Here is a 26,611-nt window from a genome sequence, read left to right as displayed (position 1 = left end):
GAGGTGCACGGTCCGCGCACCCCAGGGGCCCCGCCCGTTCTGTGGTCGACCAGGTCAGGCCGGTCAGACGGTCTCGGTCTGCATGGCGTCGGCCGCCGGTGCCTGATCGCTGGGCTCCGCCTTGGCCTCCGGACCCGCCCCCCGCAGCGGCACCTCCTTGACGAACAACGCCGCCACCAGCGGGATCACACCGACGCAGGCGCCGACCAGGAAGGCGATGTGCGTACCGGACGACACCGCGAACTGGTACGCCTCACGCACCGCGTCCGGAAGCTTCGCCAGGCTCGCCGCGTCCAGCTGCGCGGACCTCGCGGTGGCTCCTCCGCCGCCGCGGGCCATCATCTCGTCCTGCACCCGTCCGGTGAACAGCGCACCCATGATGGCGACACCGAAGGAGCTGCCGAGCGTACGGAAGAGGGTGGTCGCGGAGGAGGCGACGCCCATGTCCTTCAGCTCGACGCTGTTCTGCGCGACCAGCATCGTGATCTGCATCAGGAAGCCCATGCCCGCACCGAGCACCGCCATGTAGACGCCGGAGGTGAAGCGGGTGGTGCCGGTGTCCATCAGCGAGAGCAGGAACAGGCCGCCCACCATCAGGACGGAGCCGATGATGGGGAAGATCTTGTACTTGCCGCTGGTGGTGGTGACCCGTCCGGCGAACAGCGAGACGACCATCATCGACAGCAGCATCGGCAGGAGCAGCAGACCGGAGTTGGTCGCGGACGCACCCTGGACGGACTGCTGGTACAGCGGCAGGAAGAGCACCGCACCGAACATCACGAAGCCGGACATGAAGCCGATCACCGACATCAGGGTGAAGTTCCGGTTGCGGAAGATGTGGAGCGGCATGATCGGCTCTGCGGCCTTGGTCTCGACGAAGAGGAAGCCGACGAGCGAGACGACACCGATCGCGGTGAGCTCCATGATCATGGCGGAGCCCCAGGCGTACTCCGAACCGCCCCAGGTGGTGACCAGCACGATCGCGGTGATGCCGAGGGTCAGCAGCCCGGCGCCGAGGTAGTCGACCTTCGCCTTGGGGCGCTCCTTGTCCGGCAGGTGCAGCACGGCGGTGACCATGGCGAGTGCGACCGCGCCCAGCGGGAGGTTGATGTAGAAGCTCCAGCGCCAGCCGAGGTGGTCGGTGATGGTGCCGCCGACCAGCGGTCCGCCGATCATGGCGATGGCCATCACACCGGCCATCATGCCCTGGTACTTGCCGCGCTCGCGGGGCGGCACCAGGTCGCCGATGATCGCCATGACGCCGACCATCAGGCCGCCGGCGCCGAGACCCTGGATGGCCCGGAAGCCGATCAGCTGGCCCATGTCCTGGGCCATTCCGCTCAGTACGGAGCCGATCAGGAAGACCACGATGGACGTGAGGAAGATGCCCTTGCGGCCGTACATGTCGCCGAGCTTGCCCCAGATGGGGGTGGAGGCCGCGGTGGCCAGGGTGTAAGCGGTGACGACCCAGGACAGATGCTCCAGACCGCCGAGGTCGCCGACGATGGTCGGCATCGCGGTACCGACGATCAGGTTGTCGAGCATGGCCAGCAGCATCGTGATCATCAGAGCGAGCATCACCACCTGGACGCTGCGCTGCCGCGGCCCGGGTGCCGCGGTCTCCTCGGCAGCAGCCTCGTCGGCCGGTCTGCCGTCCGCCTTCCCGTCCGCCGCCTTCTTCAGATCCGCCATGATCCCTTTTCCCCGATCTCCTGCTCGTCGGGCACTTACTTGCCGCCCGGCTAGTTGACTACACTGGGAAAGTAGACCCGTAACTAGCCGGGCGTCAAGTAAGTTTTGGGAGAGCACCATGGGCAGCACATCGCAGCCACGCCGCGGCAATACGCGCCAGCGCATCCAGGACGTCGCCCTGGATCTCTTCGCCGAGCAGGGTTACGAGAAGACCTCGCTGCGGGAGATCTCCGAGAAGCTGGACGTCACCAAGGCCGCGCTCTACTACCACTTCAAGACCAAGGAAGACATCCTCATCAGCATCTTCGACGACCTCAACCGGCCCGTCGAGGAGCTGATCGCCTGGGGCAAGGAGCAGCCGCGGACCCTGGAGACGAAGAAGGAGCTCCTGTTCCGTTACAGCGACGCACTGATCGGCGCCGCCCCCTTGTTCCGCTTCATGCAGGAGAACCAGGCGGCCATGCGCGATCTCAGCGTCGGGGAGACCTCGAAGAAGCGGGTCATGGAGCTGCTCGATCTGCTCAAGGACCCCGACGCCGCCCTCGCCGACCAGGTCCGCTGCGTCAGCGCGCTCATCTCGATGCACGCCGGGATGTTCTTCCTCAAGGACGTCGACGGCGACGTCGAGGACAAGCGCGAGGCCGTCCTCGACGTCGCCGTCGGCCTGGTCACCCAAGCCCACAGCCCGGACCCCGCGAAGTAGCGGGGCCCGGGCTGCGGTGAGCGCGTCCGGTCGGGTCAGACCTTGACGCCTTCCTTGTACAGGAAGGTGACCGGGTTGACCGCGGAACCGTAGTTGGCGGTGTTCCGGATCTCGAAGTGCAGGTGCGGGCCACTGGAGTTGCCGGTGTTGCCGGACAGGGCGATCTTCTGCCCCTTCTCCACCGCCTGGCCGATGTGCACGTCGATCTTCGACAGGTGGGCGTACTGCGAGTACATGCCGTCGCCGTGCTTGATCACGATGGCGTTGCCGTACGCGGGACCGTCGCCGCCACCGTTCGGGCCGGCCTTCACGACCACACCGCTGTGCACGGCCTCGACCTTGGTACCGATCGGCACGGCGAAGTCCTGGCCGGAGTGCTTGTGGGCCCAGCGGGAGCCGTCGTTGCCGAAGCTGGCGCTCAGCTCGTACTGGTGAACCGGTGCCATCCAGGCGGAGGCGGACTGAGCCGCCTTCGCGGCCTCCTTCTTGACCGCAGCCGCCTTCTCGAGCGCGGCCTCCTTCTTGACCGCAGCCGCCTTGCTCTGCGCAACCGCCTGCTGGGCGACCGACTCGGCCGTCATGTTGACCAGGTTCGCCGCGTCGGGGGCGCTCGCCGGACCGGCCGCGAACGCAGCACCCGCGCCGAGAACCATCGACGTCCCCAGACCGGCTGCGACCACGACGCCACGGACACGGGAGACGGACGGGCGGCGGATGTGCTGGAACGTAGCGCGCTTCGACATAAGCGAGATCCTCCGGAGGTGAGTGGACCCGGCGTGTCTGCCGGGCTGGCCATACCTTGGTAACCCGGACCCCCAGGGATGCCCAAACACCCCATCTACGAACAAAAGCCGTAGTTGGATCCCCGGAAGTTCACCGCCACAGGTCCCGCGCCACTCGCGCTCCACCTCGCCGAATCTCTTCGGCCAGGGTGGGTTTAACCCCAGCTCCAAACCGCCCCAAACGGACATTTACTGGTGTTCGGAGCATCTCCGGCCATCGTCCCGAAAGCCCCGGCCCCCACCGGGGCGAAGGGCCCTCCCGCAGCCACCGCCGCATCCCCTAGGGCGCGTAGTAGACCCCAAAAGGCCTGTGTGCCTTGTCACCGCCGGTGGGCCCAAAGGCCGTCCGTTTCGGGACCTTCGGCCTGCAGCCCGATTGCGCCGGAACGAAGCGCATCCGGCTCCCGGGGGACAGCCGCGGCCGACGCGGTGCGGCCGCGGCGAGGGGTGCCCGGGAAGCCCGGCGTCCGCCCCCTCGGGCCCCCGGCGGCCTCCGCGTCGCCCACCGGGCCCGGTCGGACCCAGCAGGACGGCACGGCAAAGACGGCACGGCAAAAGGGAGTGCCCCGGAACCGTACGAAACGGTCCGGGGCACCCCCTTCAGCTGCTCAGACGCTCAGCGCGCCCTTACGCGTCCTTCGTCAGGTTCGGGCCGGCGCCGCCTGCCGCCTGCTCGATCGGCGGGACGTCGGGCAGTGCCGACTTCTCCTCACCGCGGAAGGTGAACTTCTTGGCCTCGCCCTCACCCTCGGTGCCCACGACCACGATGTGACCGGGGCGCAGCTCACCGAAGAGGATCTTCTCGGAGAGGATGTCCTCGATCTCGCGCTGGATCGTCCGGCGCAGCGGCCGGGCGCCCATCACAGGGTCGTAGCCCTTCTTCGCCAGGAGGGACTTGGCCTCCGCGCTGAGCTCGATGCCCATGTCGCGGTCCTTCAGGCGCTCGTCCACCTTGGCGATCATGAGGTCGACGATCTGGATGATGTCCGTCTCGGTGAGCTGGTGGAAGACGACCGTGTCGTCCACACGGTTGAGGAACTCGGGCCGGAAGTGCTGCTTGAGCTCTTCGTTGACCTTGTTCTTCATGCGCTCGTAGCCGGTCTTGACGTCGCCCTGGGCGGCGAAGCCCAGGTTGAAGCCCTTGGAGATGTCCCGGGTCCCGAGGTTGGTCGTCATGATGATGACCGTGTTCTTGAAGTCCACGACCCGGCCCTGGGAGTCGGTCAGGCGACCGTCTTCCAGGATCTGGAGCAGGGAATTGAAGATATCGGGGTGGGCCTTCTCCACCTCGTCGAAGAGGACGACGGAGAACGGCTTGCGGCGCACCTTCTCGGTGAGCTGGCCGCCCTCTTCGTAACCCACGTAACCGGGGGGAGAACCGAAGAGGCGGGAAACCGTGTGCTTCTCGCTGAACTCCGACATGTCGAGGGAGATCAGCGCGTCCTCGTCGCCGAAGAGGAATTCGGCGAGCGTCTTGGAGAGCTCGGTCTTACCGACACCGGACGGACCGGCGAAGATGAACGAGCCACCGGGGCGCTTCGGGTCCTTCAGACCGGCTCGCGTACGGCGGATCGCCTGCGAGAGGGCCTTGATGGCGTCCTTCTGGCCGATGACACGCTTGTGGAGCTCGTCCTCCATGCGCAGCAGACGGGAGGACTCCTCTTCCGTCAGCTTGAAGACCGGAATGCCGGTGGCCGTGGCCAGGACTTCGGCGATGAGATCACCGTCGACCTCGGCGACGACATCCATGTCGCCGGCCTTCCACTCCTTCTCCCGCTTGGTCTTCGCCGCCAGCAGCTGCTTCTCCTTGTCACGGAGAGACGCCGCCTTCTCGAAGTCCTGGGAGTCGATGGCCGACTCCTTGTCACGGCGGACGGCCGCGATCTTCTCGTCGAACTCACGGAGGTCCGGCGGCGCGGTCATCCGGCGGATTCGCATCCGGGAACCGGCCTCGTCGATCAGGTCGATCGCCTTGTCCGGCAGGAAGCGGTCCGAGATGTAGCGGTCGGCCAGCGTCGCGGCCTGAACCAGCGCCTCGTCCGTGATGGAGACGCGGTGGTGGGCCTCGTAGCGGTCGCGCAGACCCTTGAGGATCTCGATGGTGTGCGGCAGCGACGGCTCCGCGACCTGGATGGGCTGGAAGCGGCGCTCGAGGGCCGCGTCCTTCTCCAGGTGCTTGCGGTACTCGTCGAGCGTCGTCGCACCGATCGTCTGGAGCTCGCCTCGCGCCAGCATGGGCTTGAGGATGCTCGCCGCGTCGATCGCGCCCTCGGCGGCACCCGCACCCACCAGGGTGTGGAGCTCGTCGATGAACAGGATGATGTCGCCGCGGGTGCGGATCTCCTTGAGGACCTTCTTCAGGCGCTCCTCGAAGTCACCGCGGTAGCGGGAACCGGCGACCAGCGCACCGAGGTCGAGGGTGTAGAGGTGCTTGTCCTTGAGGGTCTCGGGCACCTCGCCCTTGACGATGGCCTGCGCCAGGCCTTCGACGACCGCCGTCTTGCCGACGCCGGGCTCGCCGATGAGAACCGGGTTGTTCTTGGTACGGCGGGACAGCACCTGCATGACCCGCTCGATCTCCTTCTCGCGCCCGATGACCGGGTCGAGCTTGGACTCACGAGCGGCCTGGGTGAGATTCCGGCCGAACTGGTCGAGCACCAGGGACGTGGAGGGCGTGCCCTCCGCGGGGCCGCCCGCAGTGGCCGCCTCCTTGCCTCCCGAGTACCCGGAGAGCAGCTGGATGACCTGCTGCCGCACGCGGTTCAGGTCGGCACCCAGCTTCACGAGGACCTGGGCGGCGACGCCCTCGCCCTCGCGAATCAGGCCGAGCAGGATGTGCTCCGTGCCGATGTAGTTGTGGCCGAGCTGGAGGGCCTCGCGGAGCGACAGCTCCAGGACCTTCTTGGCTCGGGGAGTGAAGGGGATGTGCCCGGACGGGGCCTGCTGGCCCTGGCCGATGATCTCCTCCACCTGCTGGCGGACCGCCTCGAGCGAAATCCCGAGGCTCTCCAGGGCCTTAGCGGCGACACCCTCACCCTCGTGGATAAGGCCCAGGAGGATGTGCTCGGTGCCGATGTAGTTGTGGTTGAGCATCCGGGCTTCTTCCTGAGCCAGGACGACAACCCGCCGCGCGCGGTCGGTGAACCTCTCGAACATCGTTAATCGCTCCTCAGAGCGGTCAGGCAGTAAGGGGTCGGTCCCCTCCCTGTCCTTCCGCAGCTTAGTCCCGCAAGCGGGGACCGCTCATTCCAACTGCCGACACCCGTCCTTGGCCTCCTGCCCCGAACGCCGACAACTGCTCCAACCCGATGGTGCGAGACGATGTTCCCGCAGGCCAGGCAGATACCCCTATCACCAGTACGCCGATGGCGAACGTGAGACGTCCAGACCTGCGTGTCGCCCCTCCCCACTAGGGATGTCTTACCCGCAATTACAGACAGTCCATGCGGCGCACGCCGGTTCCCTCCGCTATGGGCGAACATCCTCGCGCTCCTTCACGCGCCCGTACGCCCCCAATACGGACACGTTGTGCACGCAGTCGTGAACTCTGCGTAACCATTGGGGTCGCTCGGCAGTTCTTCCGGCATGGCACTCACCGTCCCGCCTCCGCGCTCACCGCTCGTCGACGACGAGCGGGTCAGCCGCGGCGACCGCGCACGGCGGTGGTACGAGCACGAACTCGGCTGGGCGACGGAGGGGACAGCTCCGGTGCGCCTGCTCACGGGGCTGCGGTTCGACGTCCTGGAACTTCCTGCGGCCGCGGGTCACGCGGCACTGCGGCGAGTGGGGTGCACCGGGCCGGTGGCACTGGCAGGACGGACCATGGGGCTGCTGGTGGCCCCGGGAAGCGCCGACGAGCTGCCGGGGCTGCTCGACTGGCTGGAGTGGGGCGGGGTGGCCCTCACGCTGACCGCCCTCGGCACGGGCGGGCGGATCGTCGCGCCGGAACCGCCCGGATGGGCTTCCGGCCTGCCGGGGGCCGCCGTATGGCTGCGGCCCCCCGAGATGTGCCACGAGGGGGAGTCGAGGCTTCCGGCCCTCGCCGGCCTCGGGAGCAGGGGTGGGGATACTCCCGATCTCGTACGGCTCGTGGACGCGGTGGCGACGGAATGCCACCGGGCCCGTTTGATGCATGCCACGACAGGACGGCCGACAACGGGGTACTCGGCCGATCAGTCGCCAGCTCAGCCGTTGGCCTTCTCGTAAGCTTCGCGAATCTCTGCCGGAACACGACCGCGGTCATTCACATTGTGACCGTTCTCGCGCGCCCACTTACGGATCTCGGCGGTGTCCTTGTTGCCACCGGGAACGGCGCGGCCCTTGCCACGGCTGCCGGCAGCGCGGCCACCGGTGCGCCGGCCACCCTTGGTGTACGGCTCGAGAAGACCACGGAGCTTGTCCGCGTTGGTCGTCGTGAGGTCAATCTCGTACGTCTTGCCATCCAGAGCGAACGTCACCGTCTCGTCCGCCTCGCCACCGTCGAGGTCATCGACAAGAAGGACCTGAACCTTCTGTGCCACCGGATTTCCTTTCATCGAAAATGCAGTACGCGGAAAGGAAACCGCTTTTCTCCGGAAAACACAAACCCCTGGCAGAGGTTCAGGAGCGCGAGAACACGGGAAACATGCGCGATTCGGACATAGGGGTTCCGGCTTCTTCCGCCGGTCACAGGTGCAGAAGCATCCGGCTGTTGCCCAAGGTGTTCGGCTTGACTCGTTCGAGACCGAGGAACTCCGCTACACCCTCGTCATAGGAACGCAGCAGCTCGCTGTAGACATCGGTGTCGACCGGCGTCTCTCCGATCTCCACGAAGCCGTGCTTGGCGAAGAAGTCGACTTCGAAGGTGAGACAGAAAACCCGGCGCACGCCCAGCCAGCGGGCGGTCTGCAACAGCTTGTCCAGTACTTGATGCCCCACTCCGGCACCTTTGGTGCTGTGATCGACCGCGAGAGTACGGACTTCGGCGAGGTCTTCCCACATCACATGGAGTGCACCGCAACCGATGATCCTGGCATCGGTGTCGCGTTCCGCGATCCAGAACTCCTGGATGTCCTCGTAAAGGGTCACCGTCGCTTTGTCGAGCAGGATGCCTTCGCGCACGTACCCGTCGAGGAGACGCCGGACCGCGGGCACATCGCTCGTCCTGGCACGCCGGACGGTGATGGCTGCGTTTATAACCGACGGTTCGGTATGAAAATCGGTATCCGGAAGCTCTGATGACATGTCCCGACGCTATCGCTCGCCGTCCGCGTCCGTGTCATCGGCCGGGCGATCACCGGTCGCCTGGAGGTCCGGCCTGACGATCCGCATCGCATCGCGCAGAGCGTCACGCTGCTCGGCGGACATCATGCCGAAGAACGCGACAAGGGCCGCGGCCGGGTTGTCGCTGTGGGACCAGGCTTCGTTCATCAGTGCGGCCGAGTAGGCGGCACGGGTCGAGACCGCCGTATATCGATATGCGCGGCCCTCGACTTCCCTGCGCACCCAGCCCTTCTGATGGAGATTATCCAATACCGTCATGACGGTCGTGTATGCGATGGACCGTTCCTGCTGAAGGTCCTCAAGGACTTCCCGCACGGTGACCGGACGGTTCCATTGCCAGACCCGTGTCATCACGGCGTCTTCCAGCTCTCCCAATTGGCGGGGCACAGCGTCACCTTAGTGCCAGATGTCCGAAATGGCAGGTTATTCGCACAATAAAAAAGGGCGTGCGGCTCCTGGTGAGCCGCACACCCTTCGGCAGTGCGAGATGCAGCGCGCGAGGCGCCGCGGCGCCGGGCACAGTGCGTGGTGCGCCGCGGCTCCGGTCCGGTACCGCGCGTGCGGGTCAGACGCCGTCGGTCCGCGCGGCCTGCTTCGCCAGCTCGGCGCGGCTGATCGCCGAATCCACGGCCGCGTCCTCCTTGGCCTTGTTGGGGCCGCCCTGGCTCTTGACGATCGTCACGACGAGGCCGATGAAGAAGGCGGCCATCACCACGGGGGGTACGAGCGCGGATACGTAGTCCATGGCGTCCAGAGTAGCGAGCGGAGTACGGACTTCCGCGCGCCCCCTCCGCGGGCCGCGCGGCTATCCCGCGAAGCGCTGCTGCGGCGGCGGGGCCGGACGGCGCCGCGGGGGGAAGACCTCCGAGGGCTTCGGCGCCGGGCGCTCGGACGGTGGCACGGGGCGGGCCGGGGCGGCCGGGGTCTTCGGCCGTTCGGGTTCGGCGGCCGCCGCCCTGCCGCCGGGCAGCGCGAGCAGCCGGCTGCGCGGTGCGGGGGTCGTCGCGGGGACGGCCCGGCCGGCGAGCCTCGCCCGCACCGACCGTTCCGCGAGCACCTGGCAGCGCTCCAGAAGCGCTGCTGCGACCGGTCTGCGGCGTTGGGCGCGCAGTGCGGCCAGGTCCTCGGGGAGGGGGTCGTAGCCGGCGGCCAGGGCGTCCTGGAGCAGCTCCAGATAGCTGGTGGCGGAGCCGGGGAGGGTGTCTCGGTAGCGGGCGAGGTCGGCGAGGAGGAACGCGCGCAGACGTCCCGCCTCGCCGGCCGCCTCGTCGACGGAGCCCGCAAGCCGCAGGCAGTCCTGGACATCCTCGTCGGGCAGGGGAGCAGGGTGGAGGGCGTTGGCGAGGGCGCGTCGGAGCACACGCAGCTCGTCCGCGCTGAACGCCATACCGCCGCGTGATCCGTAAGGCGTGGGCATGACGCGACAATACGTGCTAAAGGGACAAAATCGGCTTAGCTGGCCGATGGCGGCGCGGCGGCCGGGGTCGCGCCGCCGCGCCGTTCCCGCAGGTGCCGGGCGTTCTCCCTACATCCGGGCCACGTTGCGCTCGTACACCAGGCGCAGTCCGATGAGCGTGAGCCAGGGCTCGTGCTCGTCGATCGCCGAGGACTCGCCCAACACCATCGGAGCAAGACCGCCGGTCGCGATGACGGTGACATCGTCCGGATCGGCCGCCAGCTCCCGCTTCATGCGCTCGACGACGCCGTCGACCTGGCCCGCGAAGCCGTACACGATGCCCGCCTGCATGGCCTCGACCGTGTTCTTGCCGATCACGCTGCGCGGCCGGGCCAGCTCGATCTTGCGGAGCTGGGCGCCCTTGACGCCGAGCGCCTCGACCGAGATCTCGATGCCGGGGGCGATGACCCCGCCCACGTACTCACCACGGGCGGAGACCGCGTCGAAGGTGGTGGCCGTGCCGAAGTCGACGACGATCGCCGGGCCGCCGTAGAGATCAACTGCGGCGACCGAATTGATGATGCGGTCCGCGCCGACCTCCTTAGGGTTGTCCACCAGGATCGGCACACCCGTCTTGATGCCGGGCTCCACGAGCACGGCGGGAACGTCGCCGTAGTAGCGGCGGGTGACCTCGCGCAGCTCGTGGAGCACCGCCGGGACGGTGGCACAGATCGCGATGCCCTCGATGCCGTCGCCCAGCTCCATGCCGAGCAGCGGGTGCATGCCCATCAGGCCGTTGAGCAGCACGGCGAGCTCGTCCGCGGTACGCCGGGCGTCGGTGGAGATCCGCCAGTGCTCGACGATCTCCTCACCGTCGAACAGGCCCAGGACGGTGTGGGTGTTGCCGACATCGATGGTGAGCAGCATCAGACGCCGGCTCCATGGGTGTCGCGGAAGTCCAGGCCGATGTCGAGGATCGGCGAGGAGTGCGTGAGCGCGCCGACGGCGAGGTAGTCGACGCCCGTCTCGGCGTAGGCACGGGCGGTGTCGAGGGTGAGACGGCCGGACGACTCCAGGACCGCGCGGCCGCCGACGACCGCGACGGCCTCCTCGGTCTGCGTCGGCGTGAAGTTGTCCAGCAGGATCAGGTCGGCGCCCGCTGCCAGCACCTCGTGGACCTGGTCCAGGGTGTCGACCTCGACCTCGATGGGTACGTCCGGGAACTCGTCGCGGACCCGCTTGAACGCCTGGGCGACGCCGCCCGCCGCGATGACGTGGTTGTCCTTGACGAGCGCGGCGTCGGAGAGCGACATCCGGTGGTTGACGCCGCCGCCGCAGCGCACCGCGTACTTCTCCAGGGCGCGCAGCCCCGGGGTGGTCTTGCGGGTGTCGCGCACCTTGGTCTTCGTGCCTTCGAGCACGTCGGCCCAGGCACGGGTCGCGGTCGCGATACCGGAGAGCCTGCAGAGCAGGTTGAGCGCGCTGCGCTCGCCGGTGAGCAGGTCGCGGGTGCGGGTGGTGACGGTCAGCAGCTTCTGGCCGGGGGCGACGCGGTCGCCGTCCTCGACATGGCGCTCCACCTCGAACTCGGCCGTGCAGACGATGGACAGGACGGCCTCGGCGACGCGCAGGCCGGCGACGACACCGGCCTCACGGGCGGTGAAGTCACCGATGGCCATGGCCTCCTCGGAGACCGTCGCGACGGTCGTGACGTCCACGCCGTTGTCGAGGTCCTCCTCGATGGCGACGTGCGCGACGTCCTCGACCTGGACCGGGTCGAGGCCCGCGTCGGCGAGGAGCTGGGCGAGGTCGGGGTCGAGGCCGCACTCCAGGGGGTCCAGCTCGTAGCCGTCCTCCCCGCCGCAGCCGCAGGCGTCCCCGCAGCCGCCCGCGGACGGTGCGGGCGCGCCGATCTGGATCAGCGGTACGTCCACGGGTGTGGGGCGCGGATTCTCTTCGGGCGTGCTCACGGTTACGGCTCCTCGGGGGTGGGGTGGTTCATGGGTGCTGCTGCGCAGTCTGGTGCCCCTGACGGGCGTACGGGAGGAAATCCCTCGGACTCCGTCCGGCTGAGGACCAGCCGGCGGTCCGGGGTGAGCCGGACGACGAGGTGGCAGCGCCAGGTCTCGTCGTCGCGCTCGGGCCGGTCCTCGCGCCAGTGGCAGCCGCGGGTCTCCTCGCGCTGCCGGGCGGCGGCGACCAGGACGCGCGAGACGAGGAGCAGGTTGGTGGCCTCCCACGACTCGACGCCGGGCACGGCGACCTTCGGCTCGGCCGCCCGGGCGTCGGCAGCCGCACTGTCGTGCAGGGCCTCCAGCCGGTCGGCGGCGGTGGCGAGGCTGGTGGCGGAGCGCAGGACTCCGGCGCCCTGGGTCATGATCCGCTGGATCGTGGTCCGCACCTCGGGCGCGAGCAGCGGCGAGGGGGCGGGGAGACCGGCGGCGCGGTCCGTTTCGGGGACCACGGCCGTCGGGAGCGGGCGGTCCTCGACGATGTCGGCCGCGATGCGTTCGGCGAAGACCAGGCCTTCCAGGAGCGAGTTGGACGCCAGCCGGTTCGCCCCGTGCACGCCCGTGCAGGCGACCTCGCCGCACGCGTACAGCCCCGGGACCGTCGTCCGTCCGCGCAGATCCGTACGGATGCCGCCGGAGGCGTAGTGCGCGGCGGGGGCGACCGGGATCGGCTCGGTGATCGGGTCGATGCCGTGGGCGCGGCAGGCCGCCAGGATCGTGGGGAAGCGCTTCTCCCACATCTCGGCGCCGAAGTGCCGGGCGTCGAGGTACATGTGCTCGGTGCCGTGCAGCTGCATCTGGCGGGTGATGGCCTTGGCGACGATGTCGCGCGGGGCGAGCTCGGCCAGTTCGTGCTGCCCGAGCATGAAGCGGGTACCGGACGCATCGACGAGATGGGCGCCCTCACCCCGCACCGCTTCCGAGACGAGGGGCTGCTGGCCCTCGGAGTCGGCGCCGAGGAACAGGACCGTCGGGTGGAACTGGACGAACTCGAGGTCCGAGACCTCCGCGCCGGCCCGCAGCGCGAGAGCGACACCGTCGCCGGTGGAGACCGCCGGGTTGGTGGTGGCGGAGAAGACCTGGCCCATGCCGCCGGTGGCGAGGACCACCGCGGGGGCCCGGACGGCGCCGACGCCGTCGTGCTGGCCCTCGCCCATGACGTGCAGGGTGACGCCCGCGGTCCGGCCTTCGGCGTCCGTCAGCAGGTCGAGGACCAGGGCGTTCTCCACGGTGTGGAGGGCGGCGGCACGGACTGCCTCGACCAGGGCCCGGGAGATCTCGGCTCCTGTCGCGTCCCCGCCCGCGTGCGCGATACGACGGCGGTGATGGCCGCCCTCGCGGGTGAGCGCGATGTCGCCGGCCGCGGTGGTGTCGAACTGCGCGCCGGTCTCGATCAGGCGGCGTACGGCGTCCGGGCCCTCGGTGACCAGGGTCCGTACCGCCGACTCGTCGCACAGGCCCGCGCCCGCGACGAGGGTGTCGGCCAGATGCTGTTCGGGGGTGTCGCCCTCGCCGAGGGCCGCCGCGATACCGCCCTGCGCCCAGCGGGTGGAGCCGTCGTCGAGGCGGGCCTTGGTGACGACGACGGTGGCGAGACCCGCGGCCGCGCAGCGCAGCGCGGTGGTGAGGCCGGCGACGCCGGAGCCGACCACGACGACATCCGCGTCGATGGCCCAGCCGGGGGCGGGGGCGGTCAGCCGTATTCCGGTCACGTGTCGGCTCCGAAGGTCAGCGGGATGTTGTCGATCAGGCGGGTGGCACCCACCCGGGCGGCGACGGCGAGGATCGCGTCACCGGTGGTCCGGTCGTCGGGGATCTCGGTGAAGTCCGCCGGGTCCACGAGCGCCAGGTAGTCGAGCGCGAGCGGGGGCTGCTCGGCAGCCGCATCGTCCAGGATCATGCGCGCGGCGGCGCGTACCGCCGCGGGTCCGTCGTCCGGCCTGGCCCGGGCCACCGCCTGGGTGTCGGCGGCCGCCCGCGCCTCGCCGAGCCGGGTGAGGGCCGCGGCCCGGCCCACCGTCGCCGGGGTGGTCTGCGCACGGGCGTGCAGCGCCTGCTGGGCGGCGAGCCTGTCACGGGCCGCGAACAGCGCTCGGGACAGCGCGAGGGCGGTGCGGCGCTCCTCGGCGTCGAGGAACCGGTTGCGGCTGGAGAGCGCGAGGCCGTCCGGCTCGCGGACCGTCTCCACGCCGACGATCTCCACCGGGAAGTTCAGGTCGCGCACCATGCGGTGGATCAGCGCCAGCTGCTGAGCGTCCTTCTGCCCGAAGAACGCGGTATCGGGCCGGGTGAGGTGCAGCATCTTGGCGACGACGGTCAGCATCCCGTCGAAGTGCCCCGGGCGGAACGCCCCTTCCAGTCGCTCGCCCATCGGGCCCGCGGAAATCCTGACCTGCGGTTCGCCGCCGGGGTAGACCTCGTCGACGGACGGGGCGAAGACCGCGTCGGCGCCTGCCGCGCCCGCCACGGCGAGATCGGCGTCGAGCGTGCGCGGGTAGCGCTCGAGGTCCGCCGCCTCCCCGAACTGCAGCGGGTTGACGAAGACGGTGACGACGACCTGTCCGTCCGGGCCGGCGGCGGCGCGGGCCGCCCGGATCAAGCCGGCGTGGCCCTCGTGCAGGGCGCCCATGGTCATGACGACGGCCCGCGGTCCCTTGCCCGCGCCGAACGCGGCGAGCTCGGCGGCCGTACGGAGCAGCGTGCTGGAGGTCTCGGTCATCGGGTCTCTCCCGGTCCTGTGCTGCCTGTCGTGCCCGTGCCCGCGGCCCCGTCGGCCAGGACGCCCAGCAGGTCCTCCGCCAGCTCCGGCTTGAGCAGGCCGTGGGCGAGCGCGCGGTCGGCGGTGGCGCGGGCCATCGCGAGGTAGCCGGGCACGGTCTGCGGGGCGTGCTTGCGCAGCTCGCCGATGTGCGCGGCGACCGTGCCCGCGTCGCCGCGGGCGACCGGACCGGTCAGCGCGCCGTCACCGGAACGCAGGGCGTTGTCGAGCGCGGCGCCGAGGAGCGGACCGAGCATCCGGTCGGGGGCCGCGACCCCTGCCGTACGCAGCAGGTCCATCGACTCGGCGACCAGCGTGACCAGGTGGTTCGCGCCGAGGGCGAGCGCCGCGTGGTACAGCGGACGGGACTCCTCCGCGATCCATTCGGGCTCGCCGCCCATCTCGATGACGAGCGCCTCGGCGGCGAGCCGCAGCTCGTCCGGGGCGGTGACGCCGAAGGAGCAGCCGGCCAGCCGCTGGACATCGACGGCGGTGCCGGTGAACGTCATCGCGGGGTGCAGGGCGAGCGGGAGGGCGCCGGCTCGCAGGGCGGGGTCCAGGACCCGTGTCCCGTACCTCCCCGAGGTATGCACGATCAGCTGTCCCGGGCGGACCGCACCCGTCCCGGCAAGGCCCTCGACGAGACCGGGCAGGGCGTCGTCGGGCACGGTCAGCAGGACCAGCTCGGCCCGCGCGAGGACCTCGGCGGGCGGCACGAGGGGCACGTCGGGCAGGAGCGCGGCCGCGCGGCGCACCGACGCGTCGGAGACACCCGACACGGCGACCGGGCGGTGCCCTGCGAGCTGCAGAGACGCGGCGAGGGCAGGGCCGACCCTGCCCGCGCCCACGACGCCCACGGTCAGACGGGCGGGGCGGTCCCTCGCGTCGAGGGGCTCCTTGAATGGTGATGCGTTCACGCGGCGATGGCCTTCCGTTCCAGTCCGCGGGGGGTACCGGACGATTTCTCTGCATGCTACGCCAGCGTTTCGTCCGGACCCCGGGCCGTCCACAGGCTGTGGACGAACGCGTGGAGGGCCGCCGGGGCGGGGACCGGGCCGCGATGTGGGCGGCGGCCGCCTTCTGAGTAATGATCGTCCCATGACGGACACGGACGATCAGGTACAGCCGCAGGTGCGGGCGCAGTACGGAGTACGGGGCGGAGCCCCGGACGACGAGCAGGCCGAGCGCCTGAGGCGGATCGCGGCCTGGCGCCGGGCCGAGCGCATTCTGGCGCGGCCGCCCGTCGACCGCACCCTCGGCGAGCAGCTGGCCGACCTGACCGCGTACGCCGGTTCCGTCGCCGATCTGGAACAGCCCGCGGACATCTACGGCGACGGGATCGTCGGCGTACTGGAGGAGCGGATCGCCGGTCTGCTCGGCATGGAGGCCGCGGCCTTCTTCCCGACCGGAACGATGGCGCAGCAGGTCGCCCTGCGCTGCTGGGCGGGGCGCACCGGCAACGCGACCGTGGCGCTGCACCCGCTCGCCCACCCGGAGGTGCACGAGCGCGGGGCGCTGGGGTCGGTGAGCGGGCTGCGTACCGTCCACCCGACGTCCGAACCACGGCTGCCCACCGCGCAGGAGATCCGAGACTTCGCCGAACCGTTCGGCACGCTGATGCTGGAACTGCCGCTGCGGGACGCGGGGTTCGTGCTGCCGGAGTGGGAGGAGCTGGAGTCCGTCGTGGCGGCCGCCCGTGAACGCGATGCAGTGGTGCACCTCGACGGCGCACGGCTGTGGGAGTGCGCCCCCCGCTTCGGGCGCGGCCTGCCGGAGATCGCGGCGCTCGCGGACAGCGTCTACGTGTCGTTCTACAAGACCCTGGGCGGGCTTTCCGGGGCCGCGCTCGCCGGTCCGGAGTCCTTGATCGAGGAGGCCCGCACCTGGCGCCACCGGTACGGCGGCCTGCTCTTCCAGCAGTTCCCGGCGGCGCTCGCCGCGCTCATCGGCCTGGACCGGGAGCTGCCGAAGCTGTCGTCGTACGTGGCGCAGGCGAAGGTGGTGGCCGGGGCGCTGGCCGAGGGCTTCACCGAGTCGGCCGTTCCGTGGTTCCGGGTGCATCCCGAGCCGCCGCACACGCACCAGTTCCAGGTGTGGCTGCCGTACGGGGCGGACGTCCTGACGGAGGCGGCGGTGCGGCAGGCGGAGGAGACGGGCGTGGCGCTCTTCCGCAGGTGGCACCCGGCTTCGGCGGGGCCGCCCGGGCTCTCGTACACGGAGGTCACGGTGTCGGAGGCGGGGCTGGAGTGGACGGCCCGGGATGTGCGGGCTGCCGTGGAGGAGTTCGTGCAGCGGTTGGCGTAGCGGGGGTGCGGGCACCGGCCGTCCGGTGCCCGCACCGTCCTCAAGCGCCGGACCGGCGGGCGGCCGCCGACCGGGGCCGTGCCCGGGCACGGGCGCCCTCGCGGCGACGCGAGCACACCGGGCCCGTCCGATCACCGGTCCGTCCTCGGCCACCGCACCGCCCGCAGCGCGCCCGCCCGCCCGAGCCGAACCCACGGAGGGTCTCCCGGGCACGCTGCCGCTGCGGCAGCGTGCCGTGTCACGCGCTTTCGCGGGTGAAACGTTCCCGTAGTGCCGCGCGCCAGCGGCGCTTGGCCGGGCGGCCCGCCGTCACCGCGTCGAAGCGGCGCCGGTCGCGCGCCTCCCGCACCACCGCCCAGTCGTACCGCCCCGGCAGCGGCGGTGGCGGTTCCCCGTGCCGGGCCGCGCGACTGCTGTCGATCATGTGCTGCTGAATGGCGTCCATGACCTCAGCGTGAGCCGGTCCCGACGGTCCCGCGCGCCGATTGACGGCCACCGTCAAATGGCGATGTCACTTTCCCCGCACCCCGCACTATGGAGGGGTGAGCGTGAACATCGACATCGCGGGGCTGCCGCCCGAGCGCATCGTCTTCGAGACCTCGCCCCTCGCCGAGCTGGGGCTGGCCCTGCATGCGCTTTCCGAGCCGGGGCACCATCCCGGCCTGCACGGCTGGGCGACGGCCACCGCCGCCTCGCTGGAGGCCGATCTGGCGGACCGGCTGCACGAGGCCGACTTCCTGTGGCGCAACACGTTCTCCGACGTCTTCATGCCGTTCGCCGGGGTGCGCGGCGGTGACGGCCGGACCGGGGCGACGCTCGCCGAGGATCTGGACATCCTCGACCGGCTGGACGACGAACGGTTCGTAGCCTCCGCCCTGGAGTTCACCTGCGCCAGCCTGTACGGGATCGGCGCACCCTCCCCGCTCAGCGATCCGACGATGCGCGCCCGCGCCCTGGACATGGCGGCGGCGCGCGGCCCGCGGCAGCTGGAGTTCACCCGGCAGCTGCTGGGCGACCCCGCCCCCGTACGCCGCTGGGTCCGGCGGCTTTTCGAGGACTGCGACCAGGCGTTCTTCGCGGACACCTGGCGCCGGGTGCAGGTCCAGCTGGTCGCCGACGCCCGGCACAAGACCGATCTGCTGCGCCGCAAGGGGGCCGGTGAGGCACTGGGCGCGGTGTCCGCCGCGCTCTCGCTCGACGAGGACACGAGCAGGATCAGCGCCGACAAGATGACGGAGGGGTCGACCACCGCGACCGATCCGGCCGTCGGCGCCGGGCTCACGCTCATACCGACCAGCTTCGGCTGGCCGCATCTGATGGTGCTGCACGCACCGGGCTGGCGCCCGGTGATCCACTACCCGGTGCACCGGCCGGAGGTGCCCTCCCCCGCCCCGGTCGAACTGCTCCGGCTGCGGATGGAGGCGCTCGCCCACCCCATGCGCATGCGCCTGTGCCGCAATCTCGCCCGTTCCCCGTACACGACCGGTGAACTCGCCGACTCGCACAGCATTACGGCACCCGAGGTCTCCCGGCACCTTTCGGTACTGAAGAAGGCCGGTCTGGTCACCACGCGGCGGCGCGGCAGGTACGTACTCCACCAGCTGGACCTGACGGTGGTGGCGCGGCTCGGCAGCGACTTCCTGGAGGGCGTGCTGCGGTGAGGTGACCGGTGCGCCCGCCCGCGTCAGCCCGCCGCGCCCCCGCCGGCCCGCACCAGCCCCGTCTCGTACGCCAGCACGACGACCTGCACCCGGTCGCGCAGGTTCAGCTTGGTGAGGATGCGGCCGACGTGCGTCTTCACCGTCGCCTCGGAGAGCACCAGCCGCGCCGCGATCTCGCCGTTCGACAGGCCCTGGGCGACCAGCAGCATCACTTCGCGTTCGCGGTCGGTGAGCTTGCCGATGTCCTTGTGCTGGGGTTCGTCGGCGGTGCTCGGCAGCATCGACGAGAAGCGGTCGAGCAGCCGCCGGGTGGTGGACGGGGCGACGACCGCGTCGCCGCTGTGCACCGAGCGGATCGCACCGAGCAGTTCGCCCGGCGGCACGTCCTTGAGCATGAAGCCGCTCGCCCCCGCCTTCAGACCGGAGAAGGCGTACTCGTCGAGGTCGAACGTGGTCAGGATGAGCACCTTGGGCGCATCCGGCCGGGCGCAGATGCGCCGGGTCGCCTCGACGCCGTCCAGTCTCGGCATGCGTACGTCCATCAGCACCACGTCGACGGCGGTGGAGCGAAGGTTCTCGATCGCCTCCGCGCCGTCGCCGGCCTCGGCGACGACCTCCATGTCCGGCTGGGCTGCGAGCACCATCCGGAAGCCGGTGCGCAACAGCACCTGGTCGTCGACGAGCATCACGCGGATCGCCATGAGGGTCCTTGTCTCCTGTTTCCTGTCCAGCGGGGGGCTAGTGGGCGGGTTTGAGCGGCAGCAAGGCGCTGATCCGGAACCCGCCGCCGGGCCGCGGCCCGGCGTCCAGCGTGCCGCCGACCATGCCGACCCGCTCGCGCATACCGATCATCCCGTGGCCCGCGCCGTCGGCCCCGCCGTCCTCGTACAGCTCGTGCGCGGCGCCCCGGCCGTCGTCCTCGACCAGCAGCCCGAGCCCGTCGTCGAAGTAGACGAGCCGCACGCTGGCCCCGGCGTCCGGGCCGCCGTGCTTGCGCGTGTTGGTCAGGGCCTCCTGCACGATGCGGTACGCGGTCAGCTCGACCCCGCTGGGCAGCGGGCGCGGGGTGCCCTCGATCTTGAAGTCGACCGCCAGGCCGGTCTGCCTGACCTGCTCGATCAGGTCCTCGATCTGCTGCACATCAGGCTGCGGGACGTACTCCCCGCTGTCCCGGCCGTCGCCGGTCCGCAGCACGCCGAGCAGCCGGCGCATCTCGGCGAGGGCCTGCCTGCCGGTGCTGGAGATGGTCTCCAGGGCCTGCCGGGCCTGGTCGGGTGCCGCATCCATCACGTACGCCGCACCGTCGGCCTGCACCACCATCACCGAGACGTTGTGCGCGACGACATCGTGCAGTTCGCGGGCGATACGGGCCCGCTCCGCGGCGACCGCGACCTTCGACTGCGCCTCGCGTTCCCGCTCCAGCCGGGCGGCCCGCTCCTCCAGCTGGTCGAAGTACGCCCGCCGGGTCCGCAGCGAGTCGCCGAGCACCCAGGCGAGCACGAACGGCACGGTCATGACGACGACGACGAAGACGCGCTGCGCCCAGCCGCCCGTCGGCTCCTCCGGCCAGCGCAGCTGCGAGAGACCGGCCGCGCCGAGACTGCAGACCAGTGCGAGCCGTGAGGCCCAGCGCTCGCCGACCGTCGCCACCGTGTAGGTGATCACCAGCAGGGCGAAGTTCGCCACGCTCGGCCTGACGCCGAGCACCAGCTGTGCAACGCCCGTCGCGACGGCGAGCAGCAGCATCTTCTCCGGCGCCCTCCGGCGCAGTGCCACGACCAGGCAGAGGCAGATGATGACCGGCACGTCGGCGAGCCGGTGCGGACCACGGCTCTGGTCGGCCACGACAGACACGCCGGAGAGCCCGAGGAGGACGACAGCCCAGAAGATGTCGACGCCCGTCGGGTGTCTGCGGATGAAGTCGTAGAGACGCTGCACGTGACCCAGCGTAGGGACAGCCGGAAGGTGCAGGGGTCAGCCGGAGGGGCGATCCGGTTCCTGGGACCGTACTCCCCAAGGTGGAGACTTGGCCCCGTGACGGATGAGTGGCGTGGGTGGCAGGAGGCGGCCGAGACCGCTTTGTACGGGGACGGGGGGTTCTACCGGAGCCCCGAAGGGCCGGCCGGGCATTTCCGTACGTCCGTGCACGCCTCCCCGCTGTTCGCCGCCGCCGTGGCCCGGCTGCTGGTCAGGACGGCCCGGGAGCTGGGGACGGACACGGTCGACCTGGTGGATGTGGGGGCCGGGCGGGGCGAGCTGGTGACCGGGGTGCTTGCGGCGCTGCCGGGCATCGCCCCGGCAGGGCTCTCGGTACGGGCGTACGCGGTGGAGATCTCCGGCCGGCCGGAGCGTCTGGACCCCCGGATCGAGTGGTGCTCCGAGCCCCCGCAGGAGGTGCGCGGGCTGCTGTTCGCCAACGAGTGGCTGGACAACGTACCGACGCCGGTGGCGGAGACCGACGCGGACGGCGTCGAACGGTACGTCCTGGTCCGGACGGCGGACGGTTCGGAACGGCTGGGTGCACCCGTGACCGGGGCGGACGCCGCGTGGCTGCGGCGCTGGTGGCCGTCGGCCGGGCCGGGCAGCCGCGCGGAGATCGGCCGGCCGCGCGACGAGGCGTGGACACGGGCGGTCTCCACCCTGTCCGCGGGGCTCGCGGTGGCCGTCGACTACGCCCACGTACGGGAGGCACGGCCGCCGTTCGGCACGCTGACCGGCTTCCGGGCAGGGCGCGAGGTGCGGCCGGTGCCGGACGGCAGCTGCGACCTCACCTCGCATGTGGCGCTGGACGCGTGTGCGGCGGCCGGGGCTGGGGGCGGTGCGGTGCCCGGGGTGGTGGATCAGCGGGAGGCATTGCGAGGGCTGGGGGTCAGCGGGGAGCGGCCGCCGCTCGCCCTGGCCTCGACCGACCCGGCGGGGTACGTCCGGGCGCTGGCCGGGGCGGGAGAGGCGGCGGAGCTGACCGCGCGGGGCGGGCTGGGCGACTTCGGCTGGCTGATGCAGAGGGTGGACACGGACGCACCGGGCCCGTCCGGCGGCCTCTCGAGTCCCTCCGGCGATTGAGGAGCGGGTTCCGGGGCGACGCCCCGGAAGGAACCCGGCCCGGGGTGCCGGGCGGACGGGCCCGAAAGCCCGGGGCCCGGAGCACGCCGGACGGCACGCAGGGAATACTGGCCGTATGACGGAGACGACAGTCGGCATCGGCGGCGCGGCGGAGAGCACCGACATGGTGCTCAATATCGGGCCGCAGCACCCCTCGACCCACGGCGTGCTCCGTCTGCGGATCGTCCTCGACGGTGAGCGGATCCAGCACGCCGAACCGGTCATCGGCTATATGCACCGCGGCGCGGAGAAGCTCTTCGAGGCCCGTGACTACCGGCAGATCGTGATGCTCGCCAACCGCCACGACTGGCTGTCGGCGTTCTCCAACGAGCTGGGTGTCGTGATGGCCGTCGAGCGGATGCTCGGCATGGAGGTCCCGGAGCGCGCGGTCTGGACCCGGACGCTGCTCGCCGAGCTGAACCGGGTGCTCAACCATCTGATGTTCCTCGGCTCGTACCCGCTCGAACTGGGCGGTATCACCCCGGTGTTCTACGCCTTCCGGGAGCGCGAGGAGCTCCAGGCCGTGATGGAGGAGGTCTCCGGCGGCCGGATGCACTACATGTTCAACCGGGTCGGCGGCCTCAAGGAGGACCTCCCGGCGGGCTGGCTCGGCCGCGCCCGGGACGCCGTCGCGTCGGTCCGCTCGCGGATGGACGTCTACGACAGGCTGGTGCTCGGCAACGAGATCTTCCGGGGCCGTACCCGCGGTGTCGGCGTGCTGTCCGCCGAGACCGTGCACGCCTACGGGGTGTCCGGTCCGATCGCGCGCGCCTCCGGGGTCGACTTCGATCTGCGGCGCGACGAGCCGTACCTCGCGTACGGGGAGCTGCAGGACACGCTCAAGGTCGTCACCCGCACCGAGGGCGACTGCCTGGCCCGGTTCGAGTGCCTGCTGGAGCAGACCCACAACGCACTGGACCTGGCGGACGCCTGCCTGGACCGGATGGCCGCGCTGGCGCCCGGGCCGATCAACCAGCGGCTACCGAAGGTGCTCAAGGCCCCCGAGGGCCACACCTACGCCTGGACCGAGAACCCGCTCGGCATCAACGGCTACTACCTGGTCTCCAAGGGCGAGAAGACTCCGTACCGGCTGAAGCTCCGCTCCGCCTCGTACAACAACATCCAGGCGCTCACCGAGCTGCTGCCGGGCACGCTCGTCGCCGACATGGTGGCGATCCTGGGCTCGCTGTTCTTCGTCGTCGGCGACATCGACAAGTAGCCCGCAGGGCGCCCGGACCGCTACGAGATCGCGCTGCGCAGCTCGGCTACGTCCAGCTGCTCGGTCTCGTCGTGCACGGTCAGGTCGATGACCTTGCCGACGGCACGGTTCTCGACGGTTCCCGTACGGTGCGCGGCCAGCGCCTCCTCCCCCACCACGTCCGCGAGGTCCTCGTTCTGGACGGACTCGATCGAGGCGTGCGCCTTCTGCGTACCGAAGAAGTCGAAGCTGCCCTGCGGCACCGTGTGCCGGCGGGACGCGCTGTACGGGGCGACCGCGCTGGCGACCGGGACCGTGCGCGGCGCGGGAAGCACCGTCGAGGGGCGGACCGGGGGCAGGGCGGCCTGCGGGCGGCGGTGCTGCTCCGCGCCCTGTTCCACGGCCGCCGCGTGCTTCCCCTGCGGCTCCTCGGCCTCCCGGGCGCGCTCCTCGAGATCACGCTTCCTGGCCTGCTCGGCGGTGCGGCGGGCCTCCTGGAGCGCGGCGTTGCGGGTCAGGTCCTGCAGGGCCTGGGCGGCGCGCAGATACGCGGCCGGTGTCGGCGTGGAACGGGCGGTGGGCAGCTCCTTGGGAGCCGCGGCCGCTTCGATCGCGAGCTGCCTGCGGCCCTCCAGTGCGCTGGCCCGCTCGGTCTCGGCGTTGGCGTACCGGCGCAGCAGTGCGGCGTGCTCACCGCGCAGGCCGGCGAGCTCCACGCGCTTGCGGCGCAGCTTCGTCTCCAGCCGGACGCGCAGCGCGCGCGACTCGTCGAGGTCGGCCTCGAGCTCCGCTACGCGCTCCTCGGTCTTCCATTCGTCGCTGGCGCGGGCGCGCATCAGCTCCGCGACGCGGAGGCCCGCTTCCCGGTCCCAGGCGCGCATCAGATACGCGCCGGTGACAGCGGCGGCCGCCGTGGCGGCGACCAGTCCGCGCAGGACCAGAGGTTCGGAGAGCAGCCAGGCGCCCGCCGCACAGACGACTGCCGCTCCGGCGACGACCGAAGGAGGAAGGATTCTGTGCAGAGGTGGCGAATGGCGATGACGTCCACGTGGCATGGCCTGAAATTTACCGTGCGTAGGGGTCTCTTGGGAGGCCGCCCGGCAATCTGTTCCCCGGCAGTTACCTGACGGGCTTACCGGCGGCCTCCCAAGCCGTCACCTGCTACTTCTTGATCAGGCCTTTCGACTGCAGATAGGCCTTGGCCACATCGGCGGGCTTGGCACGCTCGGCGTCGACCTTGCGGTTCAGTTCCGCGAGGTCCTCCGTGGTGAGGGCCTGGGTGAGCTTGCCGAGTGCCTCGGCAATGTCCGGTGCGCCGGCGTCCTTGGCATTGAGAACCGGAAGGACGTTGTCCGCGTTCTGGAGCTTCTTGTCGTCGTCCAGGAACACCAGGCCGTAGCTGTCCAGCACCGCGTCCGTGGTGGTGGTCAGGACCAGCTGGTCCTTGCCGTCCTTCACGGCCTGCTTGGACTGCGGGGTGCCGACTCCCTTGGGGTCGATCCCGGTGACATCAATGCCGTACGTCTTCTTCAGCCCCGGTGCGCAGAAGGGCCGCACCTCGCACTCGTCACCCGCCGCGATCTTCACCTTCAGCTTGGACGCGCCGAGATCCGAAAGGCTCGTGAGCTTGTTCTTGTCGGCGAATTCCTTGGTGACCGCGAAGGCGTTCTGATCGACGGCGTCACCGGCCGGAAGCACCTTCAGTCCACGCGGGGTGGCGAGCTTCTCCAGAGCGGCGACGGTGGCCGTCGCATCCCCGGAGGCGACCGGCTTCTCCTCGGCCGCCTTGGCCCCGTTCACCTTGGCATTGAGGAATTCGGTGATCGTCGCGGCATATTCCGGTACGACGTCGATCTCGCCCTTCTCCAAGGACGGTTCGTACAGTTCCCGGTTCTTCACCGTGGTGACCGAGGTGCTGTATCCGGCGTCGGCGAGAATCTGCGCGTACAGCTCGGCGAGCACCTTGGACTCGGTGAAGGCGGCGGCGCCGACGACGAGCGAGCCCTTCTTCCCGGAGTCGCCGGGCGCGGCGGAGCCTCCCTTGTCCTTTTCGAGGCTGTCGCCGCCGCAGGCGGCGAGCGAGCCGGCCAGCGCGATCATGCCGATGACCGCGCCCGCTATGCGCGAGGTCTTGCTCATGTTGTTCTCCGTCCACAGCAACAGGGCTGTTCACAAGGCGAGATGGGCAATGGGGCGAGTGGCGGGGCGATGGGGTGGTGGATGCCGGTCACGCCGCCCGGCGGCGGCGCAGCGGCGACAGGGCCCGGTCCACACCCACCAGCACCGCCTCCACCAGCAGTGCGAGCACGGCGACGAGCAGCGCGCCCGCCACCACCTGGGGCGTGTTGTACGTGTTGAACCCGGCGGTGATGATCCGGCCGAGACCACCCTGACCGACCATCGCGGCGATCGTGGCCGTGGCGATCACCTGGACCGCCGCCGAGCGCAGACCGGTCATGATCATCGGGTAGGCCAGCGGGAGTTCGACCCGGACGAAGAGCTGAGCGCCGGACATCCCCATGCCCCGCGCCGCCTCCGCCACCGACGAGTCCACCTCCGTCATCCCGACATGGGCGTTGGTCAGCAGCGGCGGCACGGCGAACAGCACCAGCGCAATGACCGTCGGCACGTATCCGGCGTTGCGCAACGGCGACACCATGAACAGGGCCAGCACCGCGAAGACCGGAATCGCCCGCCCCGCATTGGAGATGTTGACGGCCAGCGCGCCCCCCTTCCCGATGTGCCCCAGATACAGGGCCACCGGCAGCGCGATGACGCAGGCCAGCGCGAGTGACACCCCGCTGACGTACAGATGCTCGGCGAGCCGGTGGCCCGCCCCGCTCTCCCCCGACCAGTTGGCCCCGGTCGTCAGCCAGGTCCAGGCCTCTCCGAGAACTCCCATGGGTCAGGCCCCCTCTGCCGTGGCGGCCGTGCCCACGGCGTCGTGGGTCGCGCGGATGCGGGTCCAGGGCGTCAGCAGCCGCTGCACCCCGAGCAGCAGCACGTCGGCGACTGTCGCGAGCAGTACGCAGAGCACCGAAGCGGTGAGCACCTGCGCTTTGAAGAAGCTCGGCAGGGCGTCCTCGATGAGGTTGCCGAGACCTCCCCGGCCGACGATCGAGCCGACGGTCGTCAGGGCGATCGTGGAGACCGTGGCGATCCGGATCCCGGCCATCACCGCGGGCAGCGCCAGCGGGAGTTCGACCTCCCACAGCAGCCTGCCCGGTCCGTATCCCATGCCTCTCGCAGCGTCCTTGGCCTCCTGCGGCACCGCTTCGAGCCCGGCCAGGATGTTCCGTACGAGAATGGTCAGCGAATACAGCACAAGGCCGGTGACCACCAGCGCGGCGGAAAGTCCGAACAGCGGAAGCAGGAGCGAGAACATCGCCAGCGACGGCACGGTGTACAGCACCGTCGTCAGTCCGAGCACCGGTCCCGCCAGCCGCCGGCTGCGGCGCGCGAGGAGCGCCAGCGGAAATGCCACCAGGAGACCGATCGCCACCGAGACCGCGGTGATCCAGATGTGCTGGACGGTCGCATCGGTCAACTCCTGGCTGCGGGACCGCAGATACTCCCCGCAGATCCAGTCGTTCGCCACCAGGCAGTTCTGTCCGGCCACCCGTCCCCCACCTCCCGATCACCGTGTCGCACCGATGTCCGGTGACCATATCCTCGACCACTGACAATCGCCGGGGCCGTTGTATTCCAGCAACATGTCCTTCACAGAACACCCGCCACAAT

At 70.5% G+C, this 26,611-nt stretch carries 26 protein-coding genes; 6 read left to right on the top strand and 20 right to left on the bottom strand.

Annotated elements, in window-relative coordinates; translation table 11 throughout:
* Positions 1-63: 63 nt before the first annotated feature.
* On the bottom strand, positions 64-1,692 hold the full coding sequence (locus OG878_RS22480; RefSeq protein WP_328888443.1) for an MDR family MFS transporter: 1,629 nt from the start codon (positions 1,690-1,692) through the stop codon (positions 64-66).
* Positions 1,693-1,810: 118 nt separating this feature from the next.
* On the opposite strand from OG878_RS22480, the gene OG878_RS22475 reads away from it, so the two are divergent.
* Positions 1,811-2,395 carry a TetR/AcrR family transcriptional regulator gene (locus tag OG878_RS22475; protein WP_328888442.1) on the top strand — a complete coding sequence of 195 codons (585 nt, stop codon included), beginning with the start codon at positions 1,811-1,813 and terminating at the stop codon, positions 2,393-2,395.
* 35 nt (positions 2,396-2,430) lie between these two features.
* On the opposite strand, the gene OG878_RS22470 is transcribed toward OG878_RS22475, so the two are convergent.
* Together OG878_RS22470 and OG878_RS22465 are read right to left on the bottom strand one after the other, a co-directional pair.
* Positions 2,431-3,138, bottom strand: a complete 708-nt coding sequence (locus tag OG878_RS22470; protein ID WP_328888441.1) for a M23 family metallopeptidase — start codon at positions 3,136-3,138, stop codon at positions 2,431-2,433.
* 666 nt (positions 3,139-3,804) lie between these two features.
* On the bottom strand, positions 3,805-6,333 hold the full coding sequence (locus OG878_RS22465) for an ATP-dependent Clp protease ATP-binding subunit (RefSeq protein ID WP_277326818.1): 2,529 nt from the start codon (positions 6,331-6,333) through the stop codon (positions 3,805-3,807).
* Positions 6,334-6,762: 429 nt separating this feature from the next.
* On the opposite strand from OG878_RS22465, the gene OG878_RS22460 reads away from it, so the two are divergent.
* Positions 6,763-7,383 carry an SCO3374 family protein gene (locus tag OG878_RS22460; protein ID WP_328888440.1) on the top strand — a complete coding sequence of 207 codons (621 nt, stop codon included), beginning with the start codon at positions 6,763-6,765 and terminating at the stop codon, positions 7,381-7,383.
* Here OG878_RS22460 and OG878_RS22455 read toward each other — a convergent pair.
* The 10 genes from OG878_RS22455 to OG878_RS22410 all read right to left on the bottom strand — a co-directional run bounded on the left by OG878_RS22455 (position 7,362) and on the right by OG878_RS22410 (position 15,522).
* Entirely contained in the window at positions 7,362-7,697 is a 336-nt protein-coding gene (locus OG878_RS22455; RefSeq protein WP_328888439.1) for a histone-like nucleoid-structuring protein Lsr2, read from the bottom strand. The two genes, OG878_RS22460 and OG878_RS22455, sit on opposite strands and share 22 nt — an antisense overlap.
* A gap of 145 nt (positions 7,698-7,842) precedes the next feature.
* Positions 7,843-8,400 carry an amino-acid N-acetyltransferase gene (locus OG878_RS22450; protein ID WP_328888438.1) on the bottom strand — a complete coding sequence of 186 codons (558 nt, stop codon included), beginning with the start codon at positions 8,398-8,400 and terminating at the stop codon, positions 7,843-7,845.
* 9 nt (positions 8,401-8,409) lie between these two features.
* The gene (locus OG878_RS22445) at positions 8,410-8,826 is read right to left on the bottom strand and encodes a BlaI/MecI/CopY family transcriptional regulator (protein ID WP_328888437.1); all 417 of its coding nucleotides are present in this window, start codon (positions 8,824-8,826) and stop codon (positions 8,410-8,412) included.
* A 178-nt stretch (positions 8,827-9,004) separates the two neighbouring features.
* Positions 9,005-9,184: a hypothetical protein gene (locus OG878_RS22440; RefSeq protein ID WP_328888436.1), complete on the bottom strand. Its 180-nt coding sequence runs from the start codon at positions 9,182-9,184 to the stop codon at positions 9,005-9,007.
* Positions 9,185-9,244: 60 nt separating this feature from the next.
* A complete protein-coding gene (locus tag OG878_RS22435) occupies positions 9,245-9,826 on the bottom strand; it encodes a hypothetical protein (RefSeq protein ID WP_328891332.1) in 582 nt (193 codons plus the stop codon).
* Between the two features lie 138 nt (positions 9,827-9,964).
* Positions 9,965-10,762 carry a type III pantothenate kinase gene (locus tag OG878_RS22430; RefSeq protein ID WP_277326824.1) on the bottom strand — a complete coding sequence of 266 codons (798 nt, stop codon included), beginning with the start codon at positions 10,760-10,762 and terminating at the stop codon, positions 9,965-9,967.
* On the bottom strand, positions 10,762-11,805 hold the full coding sequence (gene nadC / locus OG878_RS22425; RefSeq protein WP_328888435.1) for a carboxylating nicotinate-nucleotide diphosphorylase: 1,044 nt from the start codon (positions 11,803-11,805) through the stop codon (positions 10,762-10,764). Before nadC ends, OG878_RS22430 begins: the two co-directional genes overlap by 1 nt.
* Positions 11,806-11,807: 2 nt before the next feature.
* Positions 11,808-13,559 (bottom strand): L-aspartate oxidase, encoded by a 1,752-nt coding sequence (locus OG878_RS22420; RefSeq protein ID WP_328888434.1) that lies wholly within the window; start codon positions 13,557-13,559, stop codon positions 11,808-11,810.
* The gene (gene panC / locus OG878_RS22415) at positions 13,556-14,566 is read right to left on the bottom strand and encodes a pantoate--beta-alanine ligase (protein ID WP_328888433.1); all 1,011 of its coding nucleotides are present in this window, start codon (positions 14,564-14,566) and stop codon (positions 13,556-13,558) included. Before panC ends, OG878_RS22420 begins: the two co-directional genes overlap by 4 nt.
* Positions 14,563-15,522, bottom strand: coding sequence for a Rossmann-like and DUF2520 domain-containing protein (locus OG878_RS22410; RefSeq protein WP_328888432.1), 960 nt, complete (start codon positions 15,520-15,522; stop codon positions 14,563-14,565). The genes panC and OG878_RS22410 overlap by 4 nt, the downstream gene beginning before the upstream one ends.
* A gap of 181 nt (positions 15,523-15,703) precedes the next feature.
* Here OG878_RS22410 and OG878_RS22405 point away from each other — a divergent pair, with 181 nt between their 5' ends.
* On the top strand, positions 15,704-16,909 hold the full coding sequence (locus OG878_RS22405; protein ID WP_328888431.1) for a threonine aldolase family protein: 1,206 nt from the start codon (positions 15,704-15,706) through the stop codon (positions 16,907-16,909).
* 238 nt (positions 16,910-17,147) lie between these two features.
* Here OG878_RS22405 and OG878_RS22400 read toward each other — a convergent pair whose 3' ends face one another.
* On the bottom strand, positions 17,148-17,354 hold the full coding sequence (locus OG878_RS22400; protein WP_328888430.1) for a hypothetical protein: 207 nt from the start codon (positions 17,352-17,354) through the stop codon (positions 17,148-17,150).
* A gap of 103 nt (positions 17,355-17,457) precedes the next feature.
* Here OG878_RS22400 and OG878_RS22395 point away from each other — a divergent pair, with 103 nt between their 5' ends.
* Positions 17,458-18,570: a DUF5937 family protein gene (locus tag OG878_RS22395; RefSeq protein ID WP_328891331.1), complete on the top strand. Its 1,113-nt coding sequence runs from the start codon at positions 17,458-17,460 to the stop codon at positions 18,568-18,570.
* A gap of 23 nt (positions 18,571-18,593) precedes the next feature.
* Here OG878_RS22395 and OG878_RS22390 read toward each other — a convergent pair whose 3' ends face one another.
* The gene (locus OG878_RS22390; RefSeq protein ID WP_328888429.1) at positions 18,594-19,271 is read right to left on the bottom strand and encodes a response regulator transcription factor; all 678 of its coding nucleotides are present in this window, start codon (positions 19,269-19,271) and stop codon (positions 18,594-18,596) included.
* Between the two features lie 37 nt (positions 19,272-19,308).
* Positions 19,309-20,508, bottom strand: coding sequence for a sensor histidine kinase (locus OG878_RS22385; RefSeq protein ID WP_328888428.1), 1,200 nt, complete (start codon positions 20,506-20,508; stop codon positions 19,309-19,311).
* Positions 20,509-20,604: 96 nt separating this feature from the next.
* Here OG878_RS22385 and OG878_RS22380 point away from each other — a divergent pair, with 96 nt between their 5' ends.
* Positions 20,605-21,633, top strand: a complete 1,029-nt coding sequence (locus OG878_RS22380) for an SAM-dependent methyltransferase (RefSeq protein WP_328888427.1) — start codon at positions 20,605-20,607, stop codon at positions 21,631-21,633.
* Positions 21,634-21,748: 115 nt separating this feature from the next.
* Complete coding sequence (locus tag OG878_RS22375) at positions 21,749-22,891, top strand: NADH-quinone oxidoreductase subunit D (protein ID WP_328888426.1); 1,143 nt, start codon at positions 21,749-21,751, stop codon at positions 22,889-22,891.
* A 20-nt stretch (positions 22,892-22,911) separates the two neighbouring features.
* Here the strand turns inward: OG878_RS22375 and OG878_RS22370 are convergent, their stop codons facing one another.
* The 4 genes from OG878_RS22370 to OG878_RS22355 form a co-directional block, all read right to left on the bottom strand.
* Positions 22,912-23,925 (bottom strand): hypothetical protein, encoded by a 1,014-nt coding sequence (locus OG878_RS22370; protein ID WP_328888425.1) that lies wholly within the window; start codon positions 23,923-23,925, stop codon positions 22,912-22,914.
* A 106-nt stretch (positions 23,926-24,031) separates the two neighbouring features.
* Positions 24,032-25,009 (bottom strand): ABC transporter substrate-binding protein, encoded by a 978-nt coding sequence (locus OG878_RS22365; RefSeq protein ID WP_328888424.1) that lies wholly within the window; start codon positions 25,007-25,009, stop codon positions 24,032-24,034.
* 88 nt (positions 25,010-25,097) lie between these two features.
* Positions 25,098-25,772 (bottom strand): ABC transporter permease, encoded by a 675-nt coding sequence (locus tag OG878_RS22360; RefSeq protein WP_328888423.1) that lies wholly within the window; start codon positions 25,770-25,772, stop codon positions 25,098-25,100.
* A 3-nt stretch (positions 25,773-25,775) separates the two neighbouring features.
* On the bottom strand, positions 25,776-26,489 hold the full coding sequence (locus OG878_RS22355; RefSeq protein WP_328888422.1) for an ABC transporter permease: 714 nt from the start codon (positions 26,487-26,489) through the stop codon (positions 25,776-25,778).
* Between the last annotated feature and the right edge of the window lie 122 nt (positions 26,490-26,611).

The sequence above is a fragment of the Streptomyces sp. NBC_00316 genome (assembly GCF_036158715.1).
In the GTDB taxonomy this organism is placed as follows: Bacteria; Actinomycetota; Actinomycetes; order Streptomycetales; family Streptomycetaceae; genus Streptomyces.
The sequence above is the reverse complement of the archived record's forward strand: the minus strand, read 5'-3'. Positions and strand labels throughout refer to the sequence as shown.

Bases quoted from the DNA above. Each gene is read 5' to 3' on its own strand.
- OG878_RS22435 (WP_328891332.1), bottom strand. From the start codon at position 9,826: ATGGCGTTCAGCGCGGACGAGCTGCGTGTGCTCCGACGCGCCCTCGCC.
- OG878_RS22375 (WP_328888426.1), top strand. From the start codon at position 21,749: ATGACGGAGACGACAGTCGGCATCGGCGGCGCGGCGGAGAGCACCGAC.
- panC (WP_328888433.1), bottom strand. From the start codon at position 14,566: ATGACCGAGACCTCCAGCACGCTGCTCCGTACGGCCGCCGAGCTCGCC.
- OG878_RS22365 (WP_328888424.1), bottom strand. From the start codon at position 25,009: ATGAGCAAGACCTCGCGCATAGCGGGCGCGGTCATCGGCATGATCGCG.
- OG878_RS22430 (WP_277326824.1), bottom strand. From the start codon at position 10,762: ATGCTGCTCACCATCGATGTCGGCAACACCCACACCGTCCTGGGCCTG.
- OG878_RS22370 (WP_328888425.1), bottom strand. From the start codon at position 23,925: ATGCCACGTGGACGTCATCGCCATTCGCCACCTCTGCACAGAATCCTT.
- OG878_RS22480 (WP_328888443.1), bottom strand. From the start codon at position 1,692: ATGGCGGATCTGAAGAAGGCGGCGGACGGGAAGGCGGACGGCAGACCG.
- OG878_RS22465 (WP_277326818.1), bottom strand. From the start codon at position 6,333: ATGTTCGAGAGGTTCACCGACCGCGCGCGGCGGGTTGTCGTCCTGGCT.
- OG878_RS22400 (WP_328888430.1), bottom strand. From the start codon at position 17,354: ATGGACGCCATTCAGCAGCACATGATCGACAGCAGTCGCGCGGCCCGG.
- OG878_RS22460 (WP_328888440.1), top strand. From the start codon at position 6,763: ATGGCACTCACCGTCCCGCCTCCGCGCTCACCGCTCGTCGACGACGAG.
- OG878_RS22450 (WP_328888438.1), bottom strand. From the start codon at position 8,400: ATGTCATCAGAGCTTCCGGATACCGATTTTCATACCGAACCGTCGGTT.
- OG878_RS22440 (WP_328888436.1), bottom strand. From the start codon at position 9,184: ATGGACTACGTATCCGCGCTCGTACCCCCCGTGGTGATGGCCGCCTTC.
- OG878_RS22390 (WP_328888429.1), bottom strand. From the start codon at position 19,271: ATGGCGATCCGCGTGATGCTCGTCGACGACCAGGTGCTGTTGCGCACC.
- OG878_RS22470 (WP_328888441.1), bottom strand. From the start codon at position 3,138: ATGTCGAAGCGCGCTACGTTCCAGCACATCCGCCGCCCGTCCGTCTCC.
- OG878_RS22475 (WP_328888442.1), top strand. From the start codon at position 1,811: ATGGGCAGCACATCGCAGCCACGCCGCGGCAATACGCGCCAGCGCATC.
- OG878_RS22360 (WP_328888423.1), bottom strand. From the start codon at position 25,772: ATGGGAGTTCTCGGAGAGGCCTGGACCTGGCTGACGACCGGGGCCAAC.
- OG878_RS22405 (WP_328888431.1), top strand. From the start codon at position 15,704: ATGACGGACACGGACGATCAGGTACAGCCGCAGGTGCGGGCGCAGTAC.